Here is a 21,241-nt window from a genome sequence, read left to right on the forward strand (position 1 = left end):
CAACAGCTCAGGGGATGGCAGCATGAGAACATGTCTTGTGTACAGGGATCGGCTTCTGCCCGCATCCGAGCATGCCTTCATGCGCAGGCAGTACATGGCCTTCAGCCAGTTGCGGCCTTACTGGGTTGGTTGCCACCGAGATAACCCTCCGGCGGATATGGCCACCACCTTGCGCATTCTTGGCGAAGGCCGTGTGTTAGGGGGGCTGCGGCGGCTGGCGTTTAAACAACTGGGGTGGGGGGCAGGTCGTGCCGTGGCTGATCTGGCCCCTGTGGTGGTCCATGCCCAGTTTGGGCGGGGGGGCGCGTTGGCTCTGCCCATTGCCCGGCAACTGGGCCTGCCACTGGTTGTGACATTCCACGGAGGCGATGCCTTTAAGGACAAGCATTACGCAAACCGCTTTCCGCCCCCTGTTTTTCAGCGCCGGTGGCAAAGTCTGCTGGATTACAGCGCCATGTTTGTGTGCGTGTCCGACGGGGTACGGGACAGACTATTGGAGCGCGGTGTGCCTGCCCACAAGCTTGAGGTGCTGAACATTGGCACCGAGGATGTGGCACCCGCTCGGGGGCCGTTTGACCGTTTGGTTTTTGCCGGACGGTTTGTGGAAAAAAAAGGACTGCCTGTTCTGCTGGATGCCCTGCGTATTCTGGCTGGGCAGGGGTTAACGCCCCCTGTGGTGCTGGCGGGCGACGGGCCAATGCGCGCGGCCATGGAGCAGTATGCCGCAGGGCTTGAGCATGTCTGTTTTGCTGGCTGGTTAAGTGCCGGGCAGCTCCGCCAGCAGCTTGAACACGCGGTAGCACTGGTCGTGCCCAGTGTGCGGGCCACAGGCGGAGACCGGGAGGGCCTGCCTAGTGTGGCGGCTGAAGCCATGATGTATGGCGTGCCGGTTGTGGCCTCCAGCGAGGCCGGGCTGGAGACAACACTGCTTGATGGAGGGGGGCTGGTGGTGCCAGCGGGGGATGCGCAGGCACTGGCGCAGGCACTGGCCCATGTTCTTCAGGCGGGTGTACGCACTGGCATGGGGCAGGCGGCGCGCAGGGTGGCGCGGGAGCAGCTTAGGGCGTCGGTCCAGTCTGCCCGGCTGGAACAACGCCTTTTGTCTGTTTTGTAATCAGATTTCGCTTTCAAGGAAAATGCGCGAGGCATCACCCATCCACGGGCCGTAATAGCGTTCCAGCCAGTGTTCGGCCTGTGTGGGGGCACCTGCGGCAAGGGCTGTGAGCGGGGCCAGATAGACCCATTCGCTCGTCTGGCTCTGTTCGTCCACCATATCCCGGTTTTGCAGGCCATCCATGGAAATGGAGAGCATATGGGCGGCAAGGTCACGCACTGTGCCTTCACCCCAAGGGGTGTCCAGCCCCATCATGGGTACCAGTTCACGTAGCTTCACGTAGTCTTCCCACGGGCGGGCGCGCACCAGTTCCCATGCGGCTTCCAGTGCGGAGTCATCATACAGCAGGCCGGTCCACAGGGCGGGCAGGGCCATCATCATTTCGGGCGATCCGGCATCGGCCCCGCGCATTTCCAGAAACTGTTTGAGCCGCACATCGGGGAAGGCGGTTGTCAGGTGGTCTTCAAAATCACCCAGTGTGGGGGTAAAGCCTTCCAGCCCATCCTGCCGTTCACCATTCAGCCATGCGCGGAAGGAGCGGCCAGCCACGTTGTGCATCCGGCCCTCACGCATGATGAAGTACATGGGCACGTCCAGCGCCCAGTCCACATAGCGTTCAAAGCCAAAGTCTTTTTCAAACACACAGGCAGGCATGCCCGAGCGGGCATTGTCCGTATCGGTCCAGACCCGTGCACGGTTGGAAAGGAAGTTGTTGGGCTTGCCCTCCACAAAGGGAGAGTTGGCGAACAGGGCCGTGGCTACGGGTTGCAGCGCCATGGAAACCTGCATCTTGCGCACCATGTCCTGCTCGGAGCCGAAGTCCAGATTAACCTGCACGGTGCAGGTGCGCTGCATCATGTCCAGCCCCATGGTGCCGACCTTGGGCATGTAGTCGCGCATGATGCCGTAGCGTGTTTTGGGCATCCATGGCTGGTCAGCACGGGTTGCGGTGGGGTGGAAGCCCAGCGGCGCAAAGCCCAGCCCCAGCTTGCGTGCCAGCGGGCGCACGGCGTCAAAATGGTTGCTCAGTTCTTCCGCCGTGTCATGCAGGGTGCGCAAGGGCGCGCCGGAAAGTTCGAACTGCCCGGCCGGTTCGAGCGATATGGCAGCCCCCGCAGCCTCCCCCTGACCTTTGAGCCCGATAATGCGTCCGTCATCCAGCACGGAGGTCCAGTCATCGGGTTCGGATTTGTGGAGGTTCCGCAGCAGGGTTTCTATGCCCTGTGGGGCATAGGGGGGTGTTGCGTAGGCTGTGTTGCCAGCCTGGGGTGCGTCTGCGCCCACGGTGGCTTCTGGGCGCACAAAGCCGAATTTTTCATGCTCGGTGCCTATGCGCCACGCATCACGCGGTTTGCAGCCCTGCGCAAGCAGTTCGGCCAACTGCGCAATGGAATGGATGGGCGTTGTGTCGGAAGCACCGGGGTTGGACATGAGGTTTTCTGTATCCCAAAAACAGCCTTGCGGTCGCACGGCAAGACAGGAGCAATTGCCTTATTGTGATGAAACAGGGGCAGAGCGCAAGCCATTGCCCAGCAGCGCAAGCCCCGCCACCACCGCAGTATCGGCCCGCAGCACCAGTGAACCAAGGGAAATTGGGGCAACAAAAGGGCGCTTGAGCAGGGTCTGGCACTCACCATCGCTCAACCCGCCTTCCGGCCCGATCAGGAGTCCATCTCCCTCCTGCACCAGTCGCGGGGTGGGGTGGGGTGTGCTCTCGCGCTCGTCCAGCCGTTCTATTGCGGCAAACAGGCTTGTCTGCTGCGGCCAGCTCCCCAGCAAGGCGGGCAGGGTCTGCACCTGCGCTATGGCCGGTATGTCCAGCCTTTCGCATTGTTCGGCGGCTTCCACGGCTATGGCGTGCAGGCGCTCGGGGTTGATGCGGTGGGTGTTGGTGCGTTCGGTGACAAGTGGCAGAAATTCCGTCACGCCCAGTTCGGTGCCCATGCGCAGGACCAGATCGGTGGCATCGCGCTTGAGCAGGGCAAAGGCCAGCCGCAGGGGCGGGCAGGGCTGTGGGGCGCGTAGCTGGCGCTCAAGGGTCAGGCTGCCCCGGTCCTTGCGGATTTCGGCTATGCTGGCCAGCCATTCCCCCATGCCTGCATGGAACACACGCACCTGTTCCCCAGCCTTTTTGCGCAGGACAGTGCCAAGGTAGCGTGCCTGCTCGGGGGCAATCGGGCAGGGAGCGCCCTCCTGCGCCGTGGGCACAAGGGCGGGGTCCATATACAGGCGGGGGAGGCGGGAGAGGCCATTCATGCCGGTCATTTATCCTGCATCTGCTCGGGTGAGGGAGGAACAGGCCCGGTTTACGCACGAAATACCCTGTTTTGCAAAGGAGGTGGTGGGGGGAGGTTATGGTCCGCACCAGTTTGTGGCATAGGGAAGGGCGCAAAACGGTGCCCGTTGTTCCTGACCAGAGGCCTTATCAGAATCGTGTCTGCTTCCACCAGCCATACCGACATCCGGGTTACGGGATGGATTGCCCGCCTCCCTCCCTCCCTGCAGGCTTATGCCCTGCTGGCCCGGCTGGACCGGCCGGTGGGAACATGGCTTTTGTGGCTGCCCGGTGTGTGGGGCATTCTGCTCCCCCAGGGCGTGGCCCCCATGGAACGGGTCAGGCTGATTGTGCTGTTTGGCATTGGCAGTCTGGTCATGCGTGCGGCGGGCTGTGTTGTAAACGACATGTGGGACCGCGATATTGACCGCCAGGTTGCGCGTACGGCGGGACGGCCACTGGCGTCCGGCGCGCTGGGCATGCGGCAGGCCACGGCCTTTCTGGCGTTGTTGCTGGTTATGGGGCTTGGGGTGCTGGTGCAGCTTAACCCCCTTTCATGGATGCTGGGGGTGTCCTCCCTTGTGCTGGTGGGGCTTTACCCTCTGGCCAAGCGGTTCACATGGTGGCCGCAGCTTGTCATGGGGTTTACGTTCGGCTTTGGCGCACCCATGGGGTATGCGGCGGCTGCGGGGCAGCTGGCATGGGCGCAGGCCGCCCTTTATGCTGCCACGATTGTCTGGCAGCTTGGGTTTGATACGATCTATGGCTTTCAGGACATGGAGGATGATGCGCGGATTGGCGTTAAATCCACCTCGCGCCTTATGGCCGGGCGGGCACGGGCGTTTATTGGCGTGTGCTATGGGCTGACCCTTGTGCTGCTGGCGGGGGCTGGCCTGCTGGCCGGTGCTGGCTGGCTGTTCTGGCCCGCGCTGCTGCTGCCCGGTGTGCTGTTCTGGCGGCAGGCTGTAGCGGTTAACCCGGCCCGGCCGGCTTTGTGCCTTGCGCAGTTTTATGCCAACCGCAAAATTGGGCTGACCATTGCGCTGGCTCTGGCGCTCGGGTTGCTGGTGGTTTGAGAGTATCTGCGTTTTTTGCTGGCGGTAATGGCTGGCTGTAATAGCTGGCAGTCAAAGTGAGATGCCCTGTTCATGATAAGAGTTTTTCGTGCTGTTGCGCCATTATGTGCCGGTCTGCTCCTGCTGGCGGGGGCTGCCCATGCGCAGGATGCCGAAGGTAGTGCAGATACCGCAGCCGCCAGCACCGTGCAGCCCGCACGCCTGAGTGCTGCGGACAAGGTATGGGTTGCCCGGATTGAGCAGGAGCTTAACCATGCGCTCACCTTCAAGGCTCGCATCCAGCAGATAGATGCGGAGGGCAAACGCACAACCGGCACGGTGTGGATGAAGCGCCCCGGCCAGATGCGTCTGGCCTACGACCCGCCATCCCCTTTGCTGCTGGTTGCCAATCAGGGCAAGGTCGTGTTCCGCGACAGCCAGCTGGACCAGACAACGGTCATACCCATGGACCGGACCCCGCTTGGGCTTCTGCTGGCCCAGCATGTCAGCCTGTCTGACGGGGTTACATTGACCGCCTTCCGCCACGAGGCCGGGCTGCTTGCGGTCAAGCTGGTGCGCACGGCCTCGCCCGGAGATGGCAGCCTGACACTGGTGTTTTATGAAACCCCGCTGGCCCTGCGCTCATGGAGTGTGCTGGATGCACAGGGGCATGAGACCCGCGTGACCCTGTTTGACGTGCATCCGGGTGCGGATATTCCGGCCAGTACGTTCGACCTGCCCGCCCAGCCGGAAGAATAATATCGTCCCCGACGGGGCCGGCCCAGCACGGCCCGGTTTGTGCAGCTACTGGAAAAACAGGCCGCGCATGGCGATATATACGGCGCACAGGACAGATTTTGAGACTGAAGGTATGAACGCCATGACCACACGGCACGCAGCACCATGACGGGAGAAGACCTGTTTGGCGGGGCCTCCCCCACGCCGGGTGCCGATGCCGCTCCGGCGCGCACGGGGGGCAGGCCCGCTCCAACCCAACCACTGGCGGACCGCCTGCGCCCGGCCTGTCTGGCCGATGTGGTGGGGCAGGGGCACCTGCTGGGGCCGGAGGGCACGCTTACGCTCATGCTTGAGCGCGGCACCCTGCCCAGCCTGATCCTGTGGGGTGGCCCGGGGGTGGGTAAAACCACCATAGCCCGCCTGCTGGCACAGGCTGCGGGGTTGCGGTTCATGCAGATTTCGGCCGTGTTTTCCGGGGTGGCGGACCTGAAAAAAGCGTTCGACGCCGCGCGCAAGCTGGCGGCTGGGGGCGTGGGCACACTTTTGTTTGTGGACGAGATCCATCGCTTCAACCGCGCGCAGCAGGACGGCTTTCTGCCCGTGGTGGAGGACGGAACCGTGGTGCTGGTAGGGGCCACGACCGAGAACCCTTCCTTCGCCCTGAACTCGGCCCTGCTCTCGCGCTGTCAGGTTATGGTGCTTAACCGGCTGGATGACCCGGCACTGGAAGCGCTGCTGGCCCGCGCGGAGGAGGAGACAGGCCACCCCCTGCCGCTTACGGAGGACGGGCGCGCCACCCTGCGCGCCATGGCCGATGGGGATGGGCGCTACCTGCTGAATATGGTTGAGCAGGTTTTAAGCCTGAAAAACACAAAACCGCTGGATGCGCAGGCTCTGGCCCGGTTGCTGGCCAAAAGAGCCATTCTGTATGACCGGGACCGGGAGGAGCATTACAACCTTATTTCCGCCCTGCACAAATCACTCCGTGGCTCGGACCCCGACGCCGCGCTGTACTGGTTTGCGCGTATGCTCGAAGGGGGCGAGGATCCGCGTTATCTGGCCCGCCGCCTGACCCGCTTTGCCACCGAGGATGTGGGCATGGCCGACCCCAATGCCCTGCCTCTGGCCGTGGCTGCGTGGGAGACATATGAGCGGCTTGGCTCGCCCGAGGGTGAGCTGGCTCTGGCACAGCTTGTGGTGCATCTGGCGACAGCCCCCAAATCCAACGCGGCCTACAAGGCGTATGGGGCTGCACGTCGCGCCGCCAAGGCCACTGGCAGCCTTATCCCGCCCGCGCATATCCTGAACGCGCCCACGCGGCTGATGCAGGATATTGGCTACGGCAAGGGGTATGAATACGACCACGACGCGGAGGAAGGTTTTTCGGGGCAGAATTATTTCCCCGATGGTATGCGCCGCCAGACCTTTTATAATCCAACGGGTAGAGGCTACGAACGGGAGGTCAAACACAGGCTGGAAACATGGTCCCGCTTGCGGGAACGGCGCCAGTCGTGAATATCAGCGCATGAGTGTTGTCAATCTTACCGTGAGCGAGGACGAGGCCGGTATCCGCCTCGACCGTTATTTCCGTCGCCATTACCCGCATCTGACCCAGGGCGCGCTGCAAAAACTGTGCCGCACAGGCCAGATTCGCGTTGAGGGCAAAAGGGTGGAGGCTTCCACCCGGCTCGAGCCGGGGCAGAGCGTGCGCGTGCCGCCCATTCCCATGGCTGCCAAGCCCGCACGTGATGTGCCGCGCCCGCTGGACGACAAGCTGGTGCGCGAAATCCAGCGTATGGTCGTTTATCAGGACAAGCACCTGATTGTGCTGAACAAACCCTCCGGCCTGGCCGTGCAGGGTGGTCCGGGCATTACCCGCCATGTGGACATGATGCTCGATGGCCTGCGCGAAAACCCCGATGACCCGCGCCCGAGGCTGGTCCACCGGATTGACCGCGATACATCGGGCCTGCTGCTGCTGGCCAGAACCCCCGGCGTGGCTGCCAAACTTGCGGCCTCCTTCCGTGGGCGGGACGTTAAAAAGACTTACTGGGCTGTTGTTGTGGGCAGGCCAGACCCGCTCTCTGGCGAGATCGACCAGCCGCTTGCCCGTCTGGGTGCCGGGCCGGGGGCCATTACCGTTGCCGCCGACCGTAAGGATGAGGATGCCCAGTCCGCCCGTACTGTGTACGAAGTGCTGGATTCGGCAGCCCGCAAGTTCTCATGGCTTGGGCTTTCCCCCCTTACGGGGCGCACGCACCAGTTGCGCGTGCATTGCGAATCCCTTGGCACCCCCATTCTGGGTGATCCCAAATATGGTGGGGCCACAGCGCACCCCTCCGGCTTTACGGACCAGTTGCACCTGCATGCGCGGGAGCTGGACATGCCCCACCCCGCAGGTGGCCGCCTTGTTGTAAGCGCTGAACTCCCCGCGCATATGCGTGAGACCTTCCGTGCTCTTGGCTTTACACCCGGAACAACGCCGCCCCCTGCGCGCAAGGGCGGCTGAGCGGCAACCGACCTCGCGCGGGAGAAAACGTGACAATGCGGTTTAAGTGGAAAATTGGCCTGCTTGCGGGTGTTGTGGCTGTGGTCGCGGGTGGCGGGACAATTTTTTCCGCAACGCAGGATGCCACATGGCTGAAAACCCGGCTGAGTGATGCGGTGGAACAGGGCACGGGGCGGCACCTGAGCATTGGCACGCTGCATGTGTGGGTGCTGCCCTTCCCTTGGGTGGAGGCGCAGAATGTGCGCCTTTCCGGCGTGGAGGATGGTGGCCCGGACGTGCTGGCGGTCAAGCAAGTGCGGGCACGGCTCTCCATCACGCCGCTGTTTTCCCACCGCATTGCGTTCCGAGATGTGAGCATTATTGCCCCCAAAATCACCCTGCGCCGCCTGAGCGATGGCCGGGCGGACTGGTTGCTGACCCCACCAGCCGCCACGGAGCAGGCTGCGGGCCCTGCACCTGCGGTGCGGATGCACTGGAATGTCAGCGCATCGGACCTGAATATCGTGCAGGCAGATGTGGTGTGGGATGACGCCCTTACCCATTATTCGGGCACGTTTGGCCTGCGCAAGGCCACGTTGCGTGGGCTGGATGGCACGGCCCCCGATCTGGACATACAGGGCCAGAAGGGCTCCGCCAGCTTCAGCCTGACCGGGCAGACAGGCCCGTTCTGGCCCCTTGGTGCGCAACTGCCCCTGCAACTCCGCCTGAGTTTGAACAATGGCGGGCATTCCATAGGCCTTGCGCATGTGGATGGCGTGATCAACGCACCGCAGGCCGAGCGTGTGTATAACCTGCATATGGGCGGCTCTGTCGGGCAGTTACAGGACCTGAATACCTTTTTCCCTCATGCCAATCTGCCTGATGGGCAAAACCTCTCGGTGGATCTGAGCGTGGCGGGGAGTGGTGATGCCCCGCAGGTCCAGAGCCTGCATATTCGCATGGGACGTGTGGATCTGGGGCGCTGGCTGCCACAGGCAGCACTTGTCCGTGCTGTGGTGGATGCGCCCACACCCGCAGACCCGCTCAGCCTGCATGTAGAAGGGCAACTGGGTAGCCAGCCTGTGGGTCTTAACGGGTCCGCAGGCACTCTGGCGCAACTTGTGCAGATGCAGGAGCAAACCCCTGCACCCGTGGATCTGGCGCTTACGCAAGGGCAGTCATCCGTGCAGGTCAAGGGTGCGCTCAGTGCTGCCCATTCCGCGCTGGATGTGCAGGGTACGCTGGAGCATCTGGCGTTTGGCACGCAATGGCCGGATGCTACTGGGCTGACAGTTACCGGGCATGTTGAAACCGACAAAACGGCATTTTTATACAAAAATCACGCGGTTGCGGACGTCATGCACAACCTTGCGCTGGCGGGGGATATGCAGGTGCAGGCCGTAAGCTGGCAGGGTGTTGCCTGGTCGCAGGTGCAAACGCATGTGGCACTTGCCAATGCCCGTCTGGTGCTGGACCCCATCCATGCCGTGGGGAATGGCCAGCAGCAGGTTGCCCGGTTTGTGTATGACCTGTCTGGCCCGCAGCCACAGGTGGAGGCTTCCGCCCGCTCGGTTTTCCTGCCTCTGGCGGTTGTACAGGCATGGATGCAGGTTGCGCCGGACATGCAGGGCACGGTCCAGCTTGTGGGTGCGCTCTCTGCGCAGGGTGATACGGCGGCTGCGCGCAGTAGTTCCCTTGCAGGGCATCTGGGTGCGTCCGTGGTGGACGGGAGCGTGGGCGGCGGGCTGATACGCCGTTTGCTGGGGCCGCAGGTGCCGGTCAAGGGGCAGATGCCTGTGCGCTGTTTTGGCGTGCATACACAGTTTGCCAACGGCGTGGCCCATATTGATCAGGTCGGGCTGGAAAGCGCCTTTTTGCACCTGCGCGGGCAGGGAACGGTTACTCTGGATACGCATGAGCTCAACATGGAGCTGGCACCGCAGGTGCTGCTGGGTGGGGCTTCGGCGTCGTCCTCCCTGCGTGTCACGGGGCCATGGAATAACCCGCAGGTGAGCATGGCTGCCGCGCAGGATGGGCGCGTTGGCATTACCATTGGTGGGGAAGGGGAGGAGGCTACCTCCTGCGCGCCACTTCTGGCGACTGCGCGTGAAGGAGCCGATGGTCCAAGCCCGACCGTGGTGACAAAAAAAGCCAGCAAGGAGGAAAAGATCATGAACATGCTGCATGGTCTGGGGCTGTTCCGGTGAGCGCGAACGCAACGGGTCTGCCCGGGCGTACCCCGGCAGGGCGCAAACGGTTCTGGAAGCAGGTCCAGCTTGTCCCGCATGATGGGGGATTTGCTGTTCATCTGGACGGGCGCAGCGTACGTCTACCGGGTAAAACGGTCTTGTGTGTGCCATCCCGCGCGCTGGCCGAGGCACTGGTGGCCGAATGGCAGGCTGCCGGGCAAACCGCAGAGGGGTATTTTACCCCCGATGACCTGCCATTAACCGGCATTGCAGGCTCCATGCTTGAGCGCATTCCGCAGGCGCGGGACGGGGTAGTGCAAAGCCTTCTGGCTTATGCCAACAGCGACCTGATCTGTTACCGCGACGGCGCGGGCGGCAAGCTGGCGCAACAGCAGGCAACCCTGTGGGACCCGTGGCTGGCATGGCTTGATAAAACCTACGGTGCAACCTTCCGGACCACACTCGGGGTTATGCCTATCTGCCAGTCCGATCAGGCCTTGCAGGCGCTTGGTGCGGTTATGGAGAGCATGACAGACGCGCAGCTTGCCGTGCTGGGGGTAGCCGTTCCGGCACTGGGGAGTCTGGTGCTGGGGCTGGCCTTGCTTGGTGGCGCGCCGGTGGAGGAGCTGGTTGCCTGCGCTACGGTGGATGAGCGTCAGCAGATGGCGGTCTGGGGGCAGGATACAGAAGTTACGGACCGCATTGCCCGTATGCAGATGGAGCTGGAAACAGCCGCCCGGTTTGAAGCGTTAATGCATCAGGCCTGAGCGCTGGCTGCCCATGCTCCGCTAAGGCAGGGTGTGGGGTGTTTGCGCACGGGGCGTTTTGGTGTTTTTGTGGTCACTGTCAAACAGTGGCATCTGTTTTTGCAGGGGAGTATTTCAGGTCATGAAGATCAGCAACGGTGTCTTGGCTGCGGCAATGGTCGCGGGGCTTTCTCTCTCTGGTCTGTCGGCGCATGCGGCGGGGCCGGGTGGCTGGGGTGGTGGCATGGGTGTTGGCTCCACCTTTGGCGGTCCGGGCGGTAATGCGCTGGACGGGCTGGACCTGACCCGCAAGCAGCGCAACCAGATCACAACCATCCTCAAGGAAGCGCATGATCAGGATCAGGCGCAGGACACGCAGGAAGAGTTTGAAAACCTGCACGAGCAGATACAGGACCTGCTGAGTGTGCCCGGCCCGCTGGATCAGAACCAGATTGCGCAGGTACAGCAGAAAATGGCAGCCCTGCGTGCAGAGCGCGAGGCACGGCACCTCCAGACCGCCAGCCGGATTCATGACGTGCTGACGCCTGAGCAACTGACCCAGATGCGTGAGCGGCAGCGCAAGATCCATGACCTGCTGAGCCAGCTGAATGCCTTGCAGCATCCCGCCCAGCAGATTTCTTCCGATAACCAGAAGAAGTAAAAACCAGAAGTTCCTTGACTCAGGGCCCGGTCGTACCGTAAGCCCTGCAACAAATCAGGACCGCCACTCCGCGAGTGTTCGCGCAGTGGCGCGTCTCGTTATGGGGTGTGTTGCACTTGTTCGAAGCTCTTTCAGGCAAGCTTTCCGGGGTTTTTGATGGTCTCGCCAAACGTGGCGCGCTGTCTGAAGCCGATGTGATGGAGGCCATGCGCGAAGTCCGTCTGGCCATGCTGGATGCGGACGTCGCGCTGCCCGTTGTTAAGGACTTTGTTAACAAGGTTAAGGAACGCGCGGTTGGGCAGGAGGTGCTGGAAAGCATTTCTCCCGGTCAGGCCGTTGCAAAAATTGTTAACGATGCGCTGATCGACGCGCTCGGCGGTGCAGGTGTTGCCCCCCTTAACCTGAATGCCACCCCACCCGTGCCGGTGCTTATGGTCGGGCTTCAGGGTTCGGGTAAAACCACCACATCGGGCAAGCTGGCCCTGCGCCTTGCTGCGCGCGAGCGTAAAAAAGTGCTGCTGGCCTCGCTCGATACGCAGCGCCCGGCCGCCCAGTTGCAGTTGGCCCAGCTTGCCCAGCAGGCTGGTGTAACGTCCCTGCCCATTATTGCGGGGCAGACGCCAGTTGGGATTGCCCAGCGCGCGCTCGAAGTTGGGCGCAAGGAAGGGTATGACGTCGTTATCCTCGATACGGCGGGTCGTCTGTCCATTGACGAAGCGCTGATGGAGGAAGTCCGCCAGATCAGGGACGTAACACACCCGGCGGAAACGCTGCTGGTTGTGGACGCCATGACCGGGCAGGACGCGGTCAATACCGCCAAGGCGTTTAACGAGGCCGTGGGTGTGACCGGTGTTGTCATGACCCGTATGGATGGTGATGCGCGCGGTGGTGCGGCCCTGTCCATGAAGGCCATTACCGGCGCGCCCATCAAGCTGACAGGCTCGGGCGAAAAGCTGGACGCGCTGGATGAGTTCCATCCCGAGCGTGTGGCAGGCCGTATTCTGGGCCTGGGTGATATTGCCGGTCTTGTGGAAAAAGCAGCGGATACGCTGGACCACGAGGAAGGTGAGCGTCTGGCCCAGCGCATGATGGCTGGCAAGTTTGATCTGGATGACTATGCATCCCAGATCCGCCAGATCAACAAGCTTGGTTCCATTTCCGGTATTCTGGGAATGTTGCCGGGTATGGGTAAGGTCAAGGAAGCGCTGGGGGACAAGGACCTTGATACGTCCGTCCTTAAAAAGCACCTTGCCATTATCGGTTCCATGACCCGGGGCGAACGTCGTGCGCCGGGGATTATCAAGGCCTCGCGCAAAAAACGGATTGCCGCAGGGTCTGGAACAACAGTTCAGGACGTCAACAAGCTGCTCAAGCAGTTCGACATGATGTCCACCATGATGAAGCGTTTTAACAAACTGGGCGTGAAAGGTCTCATGCGCCAGGGAATGTCTGCGCTCATGCCTAAGGGAATGGGTGGAGGCCCGCCGGGTGGTCCTGGCGGTTCTCCCTTCCGCTGATGCGGCCTGTTTCTGCCTAAGTTTTCCGGGTTTTGTTTTTCGGTCTGGAGTATTCCGAATGAGTGTTAAAATTCGTCTTGCCCGCGCTGGTGCCAAGAAGCGTCCTTACTACCACATCGTTGTGGCAGACAGCCGCAGCCCGCGTGATGGCCGCTTTATTGAAAAAGTGGGTGCCTACAACCCGATGCTGCCTTCCGACCACGCTGAACGCGTGCGTCTGGTAAACGAACGCATCACGCACTGGCTTTCCCAGGGTGCGCAGCCGACCGATCGTGTTGCCCGCTTCCTGGGTAACGCCGGCCTGATCGCCAAGCCGAGCTTTAACGAGCAGCCCAAGCAGTCTGCTCCGAAGAAGAAGGCACAGGAACGTGCAGCCGCTGCCGCCAAAGCAGCAGAAGCCGCAGCCTGAGCTAAGCCGAGCCAGCTATGCAGCCTGACCTGATCCTTGTTGGTGTTGTGGGTAAACCGCATGGAGTGCGCGGCCTTGTGCGCGTGCATTCCTATGCGGCGGATGCCGCAACGCTGGAGGATTATGCGGTTCTGCAGGATGCGCAGGGGCGTAAATGGTCCTTGCGCTGGTGCGGTGCGGATAGCGTTGCCGAGCTTAAAGACGCAGATGGCAAGCCACTGGCGGATCGGACTGCGGCACAGGCGCTGGTGAATACCCGCCTGTATGTGCCGCGCTCCTGCCTGCCGGAGCCAGAGGAAGAAGAATTCTACCATGCTGACCTGATCGGCATGGAAGCGTTTGAAAAAGGTCTTTCTCTGGGGCGCGTCCTCATGGTTCACGATTACGGTGCCGGTGCCAGCCTTGAACTGGGTGATGGCTCGCTTGTTCCCTTTACCAAGGCCTGTGTGCCTGAGGTCAAGCTGGATGAGCGTACCATAACCATTGTTCGTCCCGACGAAGTTTCGGGGGAAGAAGGGCGTGGTGTTGGCAAGCGGCAGGCGGGGGCGCCAGCATGAGCTGGCAGGCCACCGTTGTAACACTCTTCCCGGAAATGTTTCCGGGGCCTTTGGGGCAGTCCCTTGCAGGGCGTGCGCTGGAGAACGGGGTGTGGTCCTGCCGTACCGAAGACCTGCGTGAGCATGGTCTTGGTCGCCATCGTGCTGTTGATGATACGCCGTTTGGTGGTGGCGCAGGCATGGTTATCCGCCCGGACGTGGCCGATGCGGCACTTGCCGCAACGCAGGCTGACGCCAATATTCCGTGTGTGTATCTTACGCCACGGGGGCGTCCGCTTACACAGGCGGATGTACGGCGTTACGCGGCAGGTCCAGGCGTTATGCTGCTGTGTGGCCGGTTTGAAGGGGTGGACGAGCGCTTTTTGCAGGCAAGGGGTGTCGAGCAGGTTTCCATCGGGGATTATGTTCTCTCGGGTGGGGAAACTGCAGCTCTGGTTCTGCTGGATGCGTGTGTTCGTCTGCTCCCCGGTGTAATGGGGAGTGAACAGAGCGGTGTGGAGGAAAGTTTTTCCGACGGGCTGCTCGAATACCCACATTATACCCGCCCGGCTGTATGGGATGGGCATGAGGTACCCGAGGTTCTGCTTTCGGGTAACCATGCTGCAATAGCGCAGTGGCGGCAGGCTAAGGCTGAAGAGACAACGCGGGAAAGAAGGCCGGATCTGTGGTCTGCCTGGCTGGCTCGCAAGAATGAAAACAGGACTGCAGCTGTGGGCGGGGCCGCACAGGCAGACCTTAGGGGTTTGAGAAGGATACCGACATGAACATTATCCAGCAGTACGAAGCTGCCGAAATTGAACGTCTGACCGCTGCGCGCGCAGTGCCCGTATTTGATGCCGGTGACACCGTGCGTGTTTCCGTGCAGGTCAAGGAAGGCGAGCGCGTTCGTCTTCAGGCGTTTGAAGGCGTTGTGATCGCCCGTTCCAACAAGGGCCTGAACAGCAACTTCACCGTGCGCAAGATCTCCAACGGTGAAGGCGTGGAACGTGTGTTCCCGCTGTATGCTCCGACTGTGGCCGAAATCAAGGTCGTGCGTCGTGGTAAGGTGCGTCGCGCAAAGCTGTATTACCTGCGTGGCCGTAGCGGCAAGTCTGCACGTATTGCAGAACGCCCGCGTGAAGTTGTTGCTCCGGCAGCAGCAGGCTAAAAGCCACAAGGCTTTTGGGCACGACGCCAGACATGGCTTGTGTGAACCCGACTGGCCTGTGGCCAGTCGGGTCTTTGTGATAAAACAGGGTGTGTGCAGCGCTCATTCAAGGCTGTTCACACGGATATAAAGGTAAGGAGGATGCGCATGGCTGCGCGTACGTTGTTCGACAAGATCTGGGATGATCATGTCGTGGAAACCCTTCCGGACGGCACCTCCATTCTTTATATCGACCGCCACCTCGTCCATGAGGTGACCAGTCCGCAGGCGTTCGAAGGCCTGCGTCTGGCCGGGCGCAAGCTGCGCCACCCGGAAAGAACCGTGGCTGTTGTGGACCATAACGTGCCCACATCCGACCGGAGCCAGCCGATCGAGGAAGCGGACAGCCGCAACCAGATTGAAACGCTCGAACGCAACGTCAAGGAATTTGGCGTTCCCTATTTTCCGCTTCTGTCTGCCAATCAGGGGATTGTGCATGTGGTTGGGCCGGAACAGGGGATTTCCCTGCCGGGCATGACCATTGTGTGCGGTGATTCGCATACCTCCACGCATGGAGCACTTGGCTCGCTGGCGTTTGGTATTGGCACGTCCGAAGTTGAACATGTCATGGCCACGCAGACCATTCTGCAACGCCCTGCCAAAAACATGCGTGTCAATGTGGAAGGGACCCCCGGAGCGGGTGTTTCCGCCAAGGACATCATGCTGGCCATTATCGGGCATATCGGCACCGCCGGTGGCACGGGGCATGTGATCGAATTTGCCGGGTCCGCCATTCGTGGGCTGGACATGGCTGGCCGCATGACCATCTGCAACATGGCGATCGAGGCCGGTGCCCGCGCAGGGCTTGTTGCCCCGGATGAGACCACGTTCGAGTACGTGCGCAACCGCCCGTTTGCCCCCAAGGGTGAAGGGTTTGAGCAGGCCGTTGCCTACTGGAAAACCCTTGCGTCGGACGACGGTGCGCATTTTGACCGCGAAGTAACCCTGCGCGCTGAGGACATTGGCCCGACCCTGACATGGGGCACAAGCCCCGAAACAGTTCTGGCCATTACCGATACCGTGCCCGACCCGGCACAGGAAACCGACGAGGCCGTAAAAGCCCAGTTGCAGCGCATGCTGGATTATATGGGCCTTGAAGCCGGGCAGAAAATTGCTGGTACCCCGGTGGATGTGGTCTTTATTGGCTCATGCACCAACAGCCGGATTGAAGACCTGCGTATGGCTGCTCAGGTTGCCGCCGGGCGTAAGGTTGCTCCGGGCGTGCGCGCCATGATTGTTCCCGGTTCGGGCAACGTCAAACGGCAGGCTGAGGAAGAAGGTCTGGACCGTATTTTTCTGGATGCCGGTTTTGAATGGCGTGAGGCCGGGTGCTCCATGTGCCTTGGCATGAACCCCGACCGCCTGACCCCCGGCCAGCGTTGCGCATCCACCTCCAACCGTAATTTTGAAGGGCGGCAGGGGCCGGGTGGGCGCACACATCTGCTTTCTCCCGCCATGGCTGCTGCTGCTGCGGTCACGGGCTGCCTGACTGATGTGAGGGAACTGGCATAATGGAAAAGTTCGTCACGCTGTCCGCCATTGCAGCGGCTCTGCCGCAGGCCAATATTGATACGGACAAGATTATTCCGGCGCGGTTTTTGAAAACCACTCAGCGTACCGGCCTTGGCAAGCACGCGTTTGATGCCATGCGCTACCTGCCCGATGGTGCCGAAAACCCGGATTTTGTGCTCAATCAGCAGCCCTGGCGCAAAGCCGAAATCCTGATCACGTATGACAATCTGGGTTGTGGTTCCTCGCGCGAGCATGCGCCGTGGGCTTTGCTGGATTTTGGTATCCGCTGCGTTATTGCGCCCTCTTTTGCCGATATTTTCTTCAACAACTGCTTCAAGAACGGCATTCTGCCCATCCGCCTCCCGCGTGAGGTGTGTGATGAGCTGATGGGGGACGCACAGATGGGCAGCAATGCCCGCCTGACGGTGGACCTGCCGCGTCAGGTTGTTATTCGCCCCAATGGGGAAGAAGTCCCGTTCGAGATTGATGCCTTCCGCAAGCATCTCCTGCTCGAAGGGCTGGATGACATCGGCCAGACTCTCAAGCACGAAGCAACAATTACAACATACGAAAAACGGCAGGACCGGGATAAATCCTGGCTGCCCACCATTCATTTTGACTGAACAGATCCCTACGGAGCACCGCGATGACAGACCCCAAGCAGCCCGTTAAACTTCTTGTCCTGCCCGGAGATGGGATCGGCCCCGAAGTTGTGCGCGAAGTCGGCCGGATTATTGCATGGCTGGAAAAAAAGCGCGGCCTGACATTTGAACTGACCGAAGACCTTGTGGGTGGTGCCTCTCTGGCGGAATACGGCGTGCCGATCCGTGATGAGGTGATCGAGAAGGCCTGGGCCGCCGATGCTGTTCTGTTCGGCTCGGTGGGGGACCCCAAATGGGGGCATGTCAGCTTTGACAAGCGGCCGGAAGTGGCCATTCTCAAGTTGCGGCAGGAACTGGGGCTGTTTGCCAACCTGCGTCCCGCCAAGGTGTTTGATGCGCTGGTCGATAGCAGTACGCTCAAGCCCGATGTCGTGCGTGGTCTGGATATCATGATCGTGCGTGAAACAGTGGGCGGCATTTATTTTGGTGACCCGCGCGGGATCGAAACCCTGCCCGATGGCTCCAAGCGCGGCATTAACACCGAGGTTTACACCACATCGGAAATCCAGCGCGTGGCACGCGTTGCGTTCGATCTGGCCCGCAAGCGCGATAACCGCGTGTGCTCGGTGGAAAAATGCAACGTGATGGAAAGCGGCCTGCTGTGGAAAGAGGTCGTGACCGATGTGCACGCCCGCGAGTTCCCCGATGTGACGCTGTCGCACATGCTGGCCGACAATTGCGCCATGCAGCTGGTGCGCAACCCGCGTCAGTTTGACGTGCTGGTAACCGGCAACCTGTTTGGCGATATTCTGTCCGACCTCGCCTCCATGCTGACAGGTAGCCTTGGCATGCTGCCATCTGCCACGCTGGGGGCGGAACAGGCCGATGGTCGTCGCCCGGCGCTGTATGAGCCCATCCATGGTAGCGCGCCTGACATTGCAGGGCAGGGTATTGCCAACCCGATTGCCCAGATTCTCTCGTTTGCCATGCTGCTGCGGTATTCGCTCAACCTCCAGACCGAAGCAGATATGATCGAGCAGGCGGTTTCCAACGTTCTGGCCAGTGGTCTGCGTACGGCGGATATTATGGCCGAAGGCATGGCCCGCGTTGGTACGTCCGTTATGGGCGAAGCCATTGTGCGCGAACTGGACAAGCTCCAGAACAGCTAAAGCTGGAGCATACGCTCACAAAAAAGCCGCCCACAGTATTGTGGGCGGCTTTTTTGTTTGTAGCTTCAAGCAGGCTCTGGCTTGCATCCGGGCAAACAAAAAGGCCGGAGCCCGTGGGGGCAACCGACCTTTAATGCCTGCAAAACAGGAGGAGGCTGGCTTAGAAGCCTTCGCGTTCCAGACGCTTCCGTTCCATTTTGCGTGCGCGACGTACGGCTTCTGCCGCTTCACGCGCTTTGCGTTCGGACGGCTTTTCAAAGTGCCGACGCAGTTTCATTTCACGGAAGATGCCTTCGCGCTGCATTTTTTTCTTGAGCGCTTTAAGAGCCTGATCGACATTGTTGTCACGGACTAGAACGTGCACTTGGTCACTAACCCCTGTTCAAAAAAATCCGGCAAACCGGTTTTTGGGAAGCCATTATGGAAGGAGATCTGCGTTACCCTTCCGGGCTGCCGATTCCACTGTTGGCGGTCTCTATAACACGGCCTTAAGACAAGATACAATTCGTTCTTGCGTATCAGACCCGCACTTCCGTGTGTTTTATTGTGGATGTGCAAAAAAACAGGACAACAAAAAGCATGTCGGTTCTTGCTATTGCCCGTATGGGCCACCCGGTTCTGCTGCAACGCGCGGTTGAGGTGGAAGATATCAGTGCTCCCCAGATCAGGGAACTGCTGCAGAATATGCGAGAAACCATGACCGAAAGTGGCGGTGTGGGTCTGGCGGCACCGCAGGTGCATGTACCGCTCCGGCTGTTCCTGTATTCGGTACCCCCAACGCGCAGCGAAGGGGAGGATGACCCGCCACGCCCGGTACAGGCCCTGATTAACCCGGTTATCGAACCGGATGGGCCGGATATGATGCCGCGGCTTGAAGGATGCCTGTCCATTCCCGGCTTCAGGGGGGAGGTGCCGCGTTACCGCCGTGTGCGCTATAGTGGTTGGGACGAGCACGGCGCGCGGGTGGAGGGCATAGCCTCGGGCTTTTGCGCCAATGTCATGCAGCATGAAATGGATCATCTGGACGGAATCCTCTATCCCATGCGTATGAAGGATATGGCCCGCTTTGGTTTTGAGGCGGAAATCACACGGTATGGGATACAGGCATGAGCATGCTGCCGGGAAAAATGGAACAGGCCTTGTCTTTGGCGGTGGCAACACTGGCTGCGGGCGTTATGCCCGCCCCCATGGAGCGGGATGCGGACCGGGATGCCGCCTTGCGCAAGCTGGCATCCGTTGCCGGGGAGCGCGGGTGGAGCATGGCCACACTCAGATCCGTGGCAGGGGCCGATGCAGACCTGCTTTTTCCCGCAGGGGTGGTGGAAATGGTGGAAGCTTGGTCCGACCTGTGTGACCGCGCCATGGTGGACGCCATGCAGGACACGCAGGAACCCCGGCTGAGCCAGCGGGTGCGTCAGGCTATTCTGCTACGTCTGCCGCCCGATGAGCAGCGCCGCACGGCTGCCCTGCGGGGGATGCGTGTCTTTTTATCCTGCGGGGGGCAAAAGGCTTTCCGCCGCGCATGGCTGCGCACGGTTAATGCCATATGGCAGGCTGCGCAGGACGATGCGACAGGCCTGACCTATGTGAGCAAACGGCTGACTCTGGGCGGGCTGTATGCCTCGGTCTTTCTGTTCTGGCTGAGCCGTGGGCAGGATGAAGCAGCATTCGAAGCGTTTGTAGACAGGCGTCTGGCCGATGTGCTGCGCATAGGCCGCTTTAAGGCCCGCTTTGGCGTACAGGCAGGCACCCCGGCACCAGCCGCAGGGTAAACACACGCATGGTCATGCCACCTCCCCATGAGCGCGCAGGCTCAGACCTGCTCTTTTTGCGTGAAGAAAGTTTAAGACTGGCACAGACTCTCATGTTTTTGGCCGCGCGGGACATGGCCGAGGCTGTGGCCCCCGTGCTGGAGGAGGATGGGCTGGGTCGCGCGCATTACCGTGTGCTGCAGGTGCTGGCGTTTAGTCCGGGTATTCCTGTTAGCCGGTTGCAGGACATTCTGGGTGTGACCAAGCAAAGCCTTGGCCGCACACTGCACGAGCTGGATGCGCGGGCATACCTGCAAAGCAAAGTCGGGCGGCAGGACAGGCGGCAGAAACTGCTGTTTTTAAGCCCGACTGGCAAAGCTGCTGAGGCCCGTCTGTTTGCCGTTATCCGGCAAAGGCTGGTTGCCGCCTACCGCGAGGCCGGGGGCGCTGCGGTGGAAGGTTTCCGCCGTGTTATCAATGGTATGCTGTCCGAGCATAGTCGTGCCTTGCTGAGCGAAGAGAGCGCAGGGCGAAGGGAAGGGCGTTAACATGTCTGAGCAGATAACAACAGCCGAAGGAGACGTGGCCGCCCACGTAATGGTGGTGGATGACGACCCGCGCCTGCGCCGTCTGTTGCAGCGTTACCTGTTTGAGCATGGGTTCCGCGTGAGTGTTGCCGCCAATGCGACCGAGGCACGGCACACGCTGGAAGGTATCCAGCCCGATGCGCTAGTGCTGGACGTGACCATGCCGGGGGAGAACGGGCTGGAATTAACCCGGTCCCTGCGAGATGCCGGGCAGGACTTGCCCATTCTGCTCCTGACCGCGCGCGGGGAGCCGGAGGACCGTATTACCGGCCTGGAAGCGGGAGCAGATGATTACCTGGGGAAACCTTTTGAACCGCGCGAGCTTTTGTTGCGGCTCAAGGCGCATCTCCGCCGGCATCAGCCCCCACCGCCAACAGACAACCTGCGGATTGTCCGACTGGGGGATAAGGAGTTCGATCCGGTCAGGCTTCTGCTCAGCGGGCCGGATGGCAATATCCACCTGACCGGGGGGGAGGCGGCCCTGCTGTGCGTTCTGGCCCGCAGACCCAATGAAACCTTCACGCGCGAGGACATCGCCAAGGCCATGGACATGACCGAAATTGGCGAGCGCGCGGTTGACGTGCAGGTAACACGCCTGCGTCGTTGCATAGAACCAGACCCGCGTGAGCCGCGCTTTTTGCATACGGTGCGCGGGCGCGGATATGTGCTTAAGCCGGGTTTATAG

Annotated in this window: 23 protein-coding genes; 20 read left to right on the top strand and 3 right to left on the bottom strand. The window is 61.2% G+C overall.

The genetic code is table 11. The features are described 5' to 3' along the window. The first annotated feature begins 22 nt into the window (after positions 1-22). Positions 23-1,114, top strand: a complete 1,092-nt coding sequence (locus GOB83_RS05060; protein ID WP_165925410.1) for a glycosyltransferase — start codon at positions 23-25, stop codon at positions 1,112-1,114. Here GOB83_RS05060 and GOB83_RS05065 read toward each other — a convergent pair whose 3' ends face one another. Together GOB83_RS05065 and GOB83_RS05070 are read right to left on the bottom strand one after the other, a co-directional pair. Further along, on the bottom strand, positions 1,115-2,545 hold the full coding sequence (locus tag GOB83_RS05065) for a glutamate--cysteine ligase (protein WP_165925411.1): 1,431 nt from the start codon (positions 2,543-2,545) through the stop codon (positions 1,115-1,117). It abuts the gene before it with no gap. A gap of 60 nt (positions 2,546-2,605) precedes the next feature. Continuing rightward, the gene (locus GOB83_RS05070) at positions 2,606-3,370 is read right to left on the bottom strand and encodes a 16S rRNA (uracil(1498)-N(3))-methyltransferase (RefSeq protein WP_165925412.1); all 765 of its coding nucleotides are present in this window, start codon (positions 3,368-3,370) and stop codon (positions 2,606-2,608) included. A 177-nt stretch (positions 3,371-3,547) separates the two neighbouring features. On the opposite strand from GOB83_RS05070, the gene ubiA reads away from it, so the two are divergent. The 15 genes from ubiA to leuB all read left to right on the top strand — a co-directional run bounded on the left by ubiA (position 3,548) and on the right by leuB (position 18,218). Next, on the top strand, positions 3,548-4,465 hold the full coding sequence (gene ubiA / locus GOB83_RS05075; protein ID WP_095349380.1) for a 4-hydroxybenzoate octaprenyltransferase: 918 nt from the start codon (positions 3,548-3,550) through the stop codon (positions 4,463-4,465). A gap of 72 nt (positions 4,466-4,537) precedes the next feature. Then, entirely contained in the window at positions 4,538-5,203 is a 666-nt protein-coding gene (locus GOB83_RS05080; protein ID WP_165925413.1) for a LolA family protein, read from the top strand. Positions 5,204-5,347: 144 nt separating this feature from the next. Beyond that, a complete protein-coding gene (locus GOB83_RS05085) occupies positions 5,348-6,697 on the top strand; it encodes a replication-associated recombination protein A (RefSeq protein WP_095349382.1) in 1,350 nt (449 codons plus the stop codon). A 10-nt stretch (positions 6,698-6,707) separates the two neighbouring features. Continuing rightward, a complete protein-coding gene (locus tag GOB83_RS05090; RefSeq protein ID WP_086645486.1) occupies positions 6,708-7,691 on the top strand; it encodes an RluA family pseudouridine synthase in 984 nt (327 codons plus the stop codon). 35 nt (positions 7,692-7,726) lie between these two features. Beyond that, positions 7,727-9,877, top strand: coding sequence for an AsmA family protein (locus GOB83_RS05095; RefSeq protein WP_165925490.1), 2,151 nt, complete (start codon positions 7,727-7,729; stop codon positions 9,875-9,877). Then, complete coding sequence (locus tag GOB83_RS05100; protein ID WP_165925414.1) at positions 9,874-10,626, top strand: ATP12 family protein; 753 nt, start codon at positions 9,874-9,876, stop codon at positions 10,624-10,626. Before GOB83_RS05095 ends, GOB83_RS05100 begins: the two co-directional genes overlap by 4 nt. 121 nt (positions 10,627-10,747) lie before the next feature. After that, a complete protein-coding gene (locus GOB83_RS05105) occupies positions 10,748-11,266 on the top strand; it encodes a Spy/CpxP family protein refolding chaperone (protein ID WP_095349385.1) in 519 nt (172 codons plus the stop codon). A gap of 116 nt (positions 11,267-11,382) precedes the next feature. Next, entirely contained in the window at positions 11,383-12,783 is a 1,401-nt protein-coding gene (ffh, locus tag GOB83_RS05110; RefSeq protein ID WP_165925415.1) for a signal recognition particle protein, read from the top strand. A gap of 58 nt (positions 12,784-12,841) precedes the next feature. Then, on the top strand, positions 12,842-13,192 hold the full coding sequence (gene rpsP / locus GOB83_RS05115; RefSeq protein ID WP_048852797.1) for a 30S ribosomal protein S16: 351 nt from the start codon (positions 12,842-12,844) through the stop codon (positions 13,190-13,192). A 17-nt stretch (positions 13,193-13,209) separates the two neighbouring features. Next, on the top strand, positions 13,210-13,749 hold the full coding sequence (rimM, locus tag GOB83_RS05120; protein ID WP_086645481.1) for a ribosome maturation factor RimM: 540 nt from the start codon (positions 13,210-13,212) through the stop codon (positions 13,747-13,749). Next, positions 13,746-14,513 carry a tRNA (guanosine(37)-N1)-methyltransferase TrmD gene (trmD, locus tag GOB83_RS05125; RefSeq protein WP_086645480.1) on the top strand — a complete coding sequence of 256 codons (768 nt, stop codon included), beginning with the start codon at positions 13,746-13,748 and terminating at the stop codon, positions 14,511-14,513. Before rimM ends, trmD begins: the two co-directional genes overlap by 4 nt. Beyond that, complete coding sequence (rplS, locus tag GOB83_RS05130; RefSeq protein ID WP_086645479.1) at positions 14,510-14,896, top strand: 50S ribosomal protein L19; 387 nt, start codon at positions 14,510-14,512, stop codon at positions 14,894-14,896. Before trmD ends, rplS begins: the two co-directional genes overlap by 4 nt. A gap of 147 nt (positions 14,897-15,043) precedes the next feature. After that, positions 15,044-16,447 carry a 3-isopropylmalate dehydratase large subunit gene (leuC, locus tag GOB83_RS05135; protein ID WP_086645676.1) on the top strand — a complete coding sequence of 468 codons (1,404 nt, stop codon included), beginning with the start codon at positions 15,044-15,046 and terminating at the stop codon, positions 16,445-16,447. Next, a complete protein-coding gene (gene leuD, locus GOB83_RS05140) occupies positions 16,447-17,070 on the top strand; it encodes a 3-isopropylmalate dehydratase small subunit (RefSeq protein ID WP_165925416.1) in 624 nt (207 codons plus the stop codon). The genes leuC and leuD overlap by 1 nt, the downstream gene beginning before the upstream one ends. Positions 17,071-17,093: 23 nt before the next feature. Next, the gene (leuB, locus tag GOB83_RS05145; protein WP_086645477.1) at positions 17,094-18,218 is read left to right on the top strand and encodes a 3-isopropylmalate dehydrogenase; all 1,125 of its coding nucleotides are present in this window, start codon (positions 17,094-17,096) and stop codon (positions 18,216-18,218) included. A gap of 160 nt (positions 18,219-18,378) precedes the next feature. Here leuB and rpsU read toward each other — a convergent pair whose 3' ends face one another. Then, positions 18,379-18,582, bottom strand: coding sequence for a 30S ribosomal protein S21 (gene rpsU, locus GOB83_RS05150; protein ID WP_003623949.1), 204 nt, complete (start codon positions 18,580-18,582; stop codon positions 18,379-18,381). A gap of 215 nt (positions 18,583-18,797) precedes the next feature. On the opposite strand from rpsU, the gene def reads away from it, so the two are divergent. Genes def through GOB83_RS05170 form a run of 4 tightly spaced genes read left to right on the top strand, consistent with a single transcriptional unit; the run spans position 18,798 to position 21,241 of the window. Further along, entirely contained in the window at positions 18,798-19,328 is a 531-nt protein-coding gene (gene def, locus GOB83_RS05155) for a peptide deformylase (protein WP_165925417.1), read from the top strand. After that, positions 19,325-19,990, top strand: coding sequence for a ubiquinone biosynthesis protein COQ9 (locus GOB83_RS05160; protein ID WP_165925418.1), 666 nt, complete (start codon positions 19,325-19,327; stop codon positions 19,988-19,990). Before def ends, GOB83_RS05160 begins: the two co-directional genes overlap by 4 nt. 14 nt (positions 19,991-20,004) lie before the next feature. Then, positions 20,005-20,517, top strand: coding sequence for a MarR family winged helix-turn-helix transcriptional regulator (locus tag GOB83_RS05165; RefSeq protein ID WP_165925491.1), 513 nt, complete (start codon positions 20,005-20,007; stop codon positions 20,515-20,517). Position 20,518: 1 nt separating this feature from the next. Next, positions 20,519-21,241: a response regulator gene (locus GOB83_RS05170; RefSeq protein WP_086645475.1), complete on the top strand. Its 723-nt coding sequence runs from the start codon at positions 20,519-20,521 to the stop codon at positions 21,239-21,241.

Source organism: Acetobacter fabarum, from assembly GCF_011516925.1.
GTDB lineage: Bacteria > Pseudomonadota > Alphaproteobacteria > Acetobacterales > Acetobacteraceae > Acetobacter > Acetobacter fabarum.

What these genes read in the sequence shown, in the direction of transcription:
- GOB83_RS05060 (WP_165925410.1), top strand. Translation starts at nt 23, where the DNA reads ATGAGAACATGTCTTGTGTACAGGGATCGGCTTCTGCCCGCATCCGAG.
- GOB83_RS05065 (WP_165925411.1), bottom strand. Translation starts at nt 2,545, where the DNA reads ATGTCCAACCCCGGTGCTTCCGACACAACGCCCATCCATTCCATTGCG.
- GOB83_RS05070 (WP_165925412.1), bottom strand. Translation starts at nt 3,370, where the DNA reads ATGAATGGCCTCTCCCGCCTCCCCCGCCTGTATATGGACCCCGCCCTT.
- GOB83_RS05080 (WP_165925413.1), top strand. Translation starts at nt 4,538, where the DNA reads ATGATAAGAGTTTTTCGTGCTGTTGCGCCATTATGTGCCGGTCTGCTC.
- GOB83_RS05085 (WP_095349382.1), top strand. Translation starts at nt 5,348, where the DNA reads ATGACGGGAGAAGACCTGTTTGGCGGGGCCTCCCCCACGCCGGGTGCC.
- GOB83_RS05090 (WP_086645486.1), top strand. Translation starts at nt 6,708, where the DNA reads ATGAGTGTTGTCAATCTTACCGTGAGCGAGGACGAGGCCGGTATCCGC.
- GOB83_RS05095 (WP_165925490.1), top strand. Translation starts at nt 7,727, where the DNA reads ATGCGGTTTAAGTGGAAAATTGGCCTGCTTGCGGGTGTTGTGGCTGTG.
- GOB83_RS05105 (WP_095349385.1), top strand. Translation starts at nt 10,748, where the DNA reads ATGAAGATCAGCAACGGTGTCTTGGCTGCGGCAATGGTCGCGGGGCTT.
- rpsP (WP_048852797.1), top strand. Translation starts at nt 12,842, where the DNA reads ATGAGTGTTAAAATTCGTCTTGCCCGCGCTGGTGCCAAGAAGCGTCCT.
- rimM (WP_086645481.1), top strand. Translation starts at nt 13,210, where the DNA reads ATGCAGCCTGACCTGATCCTTGTTGGTGTTGTGGGTAAACCGCATGGA.
- trmD (WP_086645480.1), top strand. Translation starts at nt 13,746, where the DNA reads ATGAGCTGGCAGGCCACCGTTGTAACACTCTTCCCGGAAATGTTTCCG.
- rplS (WP_086645479.1), top strand. Translation starts at nt 14,510, where the DNA reads ATGAACATTATCCAGCAGTACGAAGCTGCCGAAATTGAACGTCTGACC.
- leuC (WP_086645676.1), top strand. Translation starts at nt 15,044, where the DNA reads ATGGCTGCGCGTACGTTGTTCGACAAGATCTGGGATGATCATGTCGTG.
- leuD (WP_165925416.1), top strand. Translation starts at nt 16,447, where the DNA reads ATGGAAAAGTTCGTCACGCTGTCCGCCATTGCAGCGGCTCTGCCGCAG.
- leuB (WP_086645477.1), top strand. Translation starts at nt 17,094, where the DNA reads ATGACAGACCCCAAGCAGCCCGTTAAACTTCTTGTCCTGCCCGGAGAT.
- def (WP_165925417.1), top strand. Translation starts at nt 18,798, where the DNA reads ATGTCGGTTCTTGCTATTGCCCGTATGGGCCACCCGGTTCTGCTGCAA.
- GOB83_RS05160 (WP_165925418.1), top strand. Translation starts at nt 19,325, where the DNA reads ATGAGCATGCTGCCGGGAAAAATGGAACAGGCCTTGTCTTTGGCGGTG.
- GOB83_RS05165 (WP_165925491.1), top strand. Translation starts at nt 20,005, where the DNA reads ATGCCACCTCCCCATGAGCGCGCAGGCTCAGACCTGCTCTTTTTGCGT.
- GOB83_RS05170 (WP_086645475.1), top strand. Translation starts at nt 20,519, where the DNA reads ATGTCTGAGCAGATAACAACAGCCGAAGGAGACGTGGCCGCCCACGTA.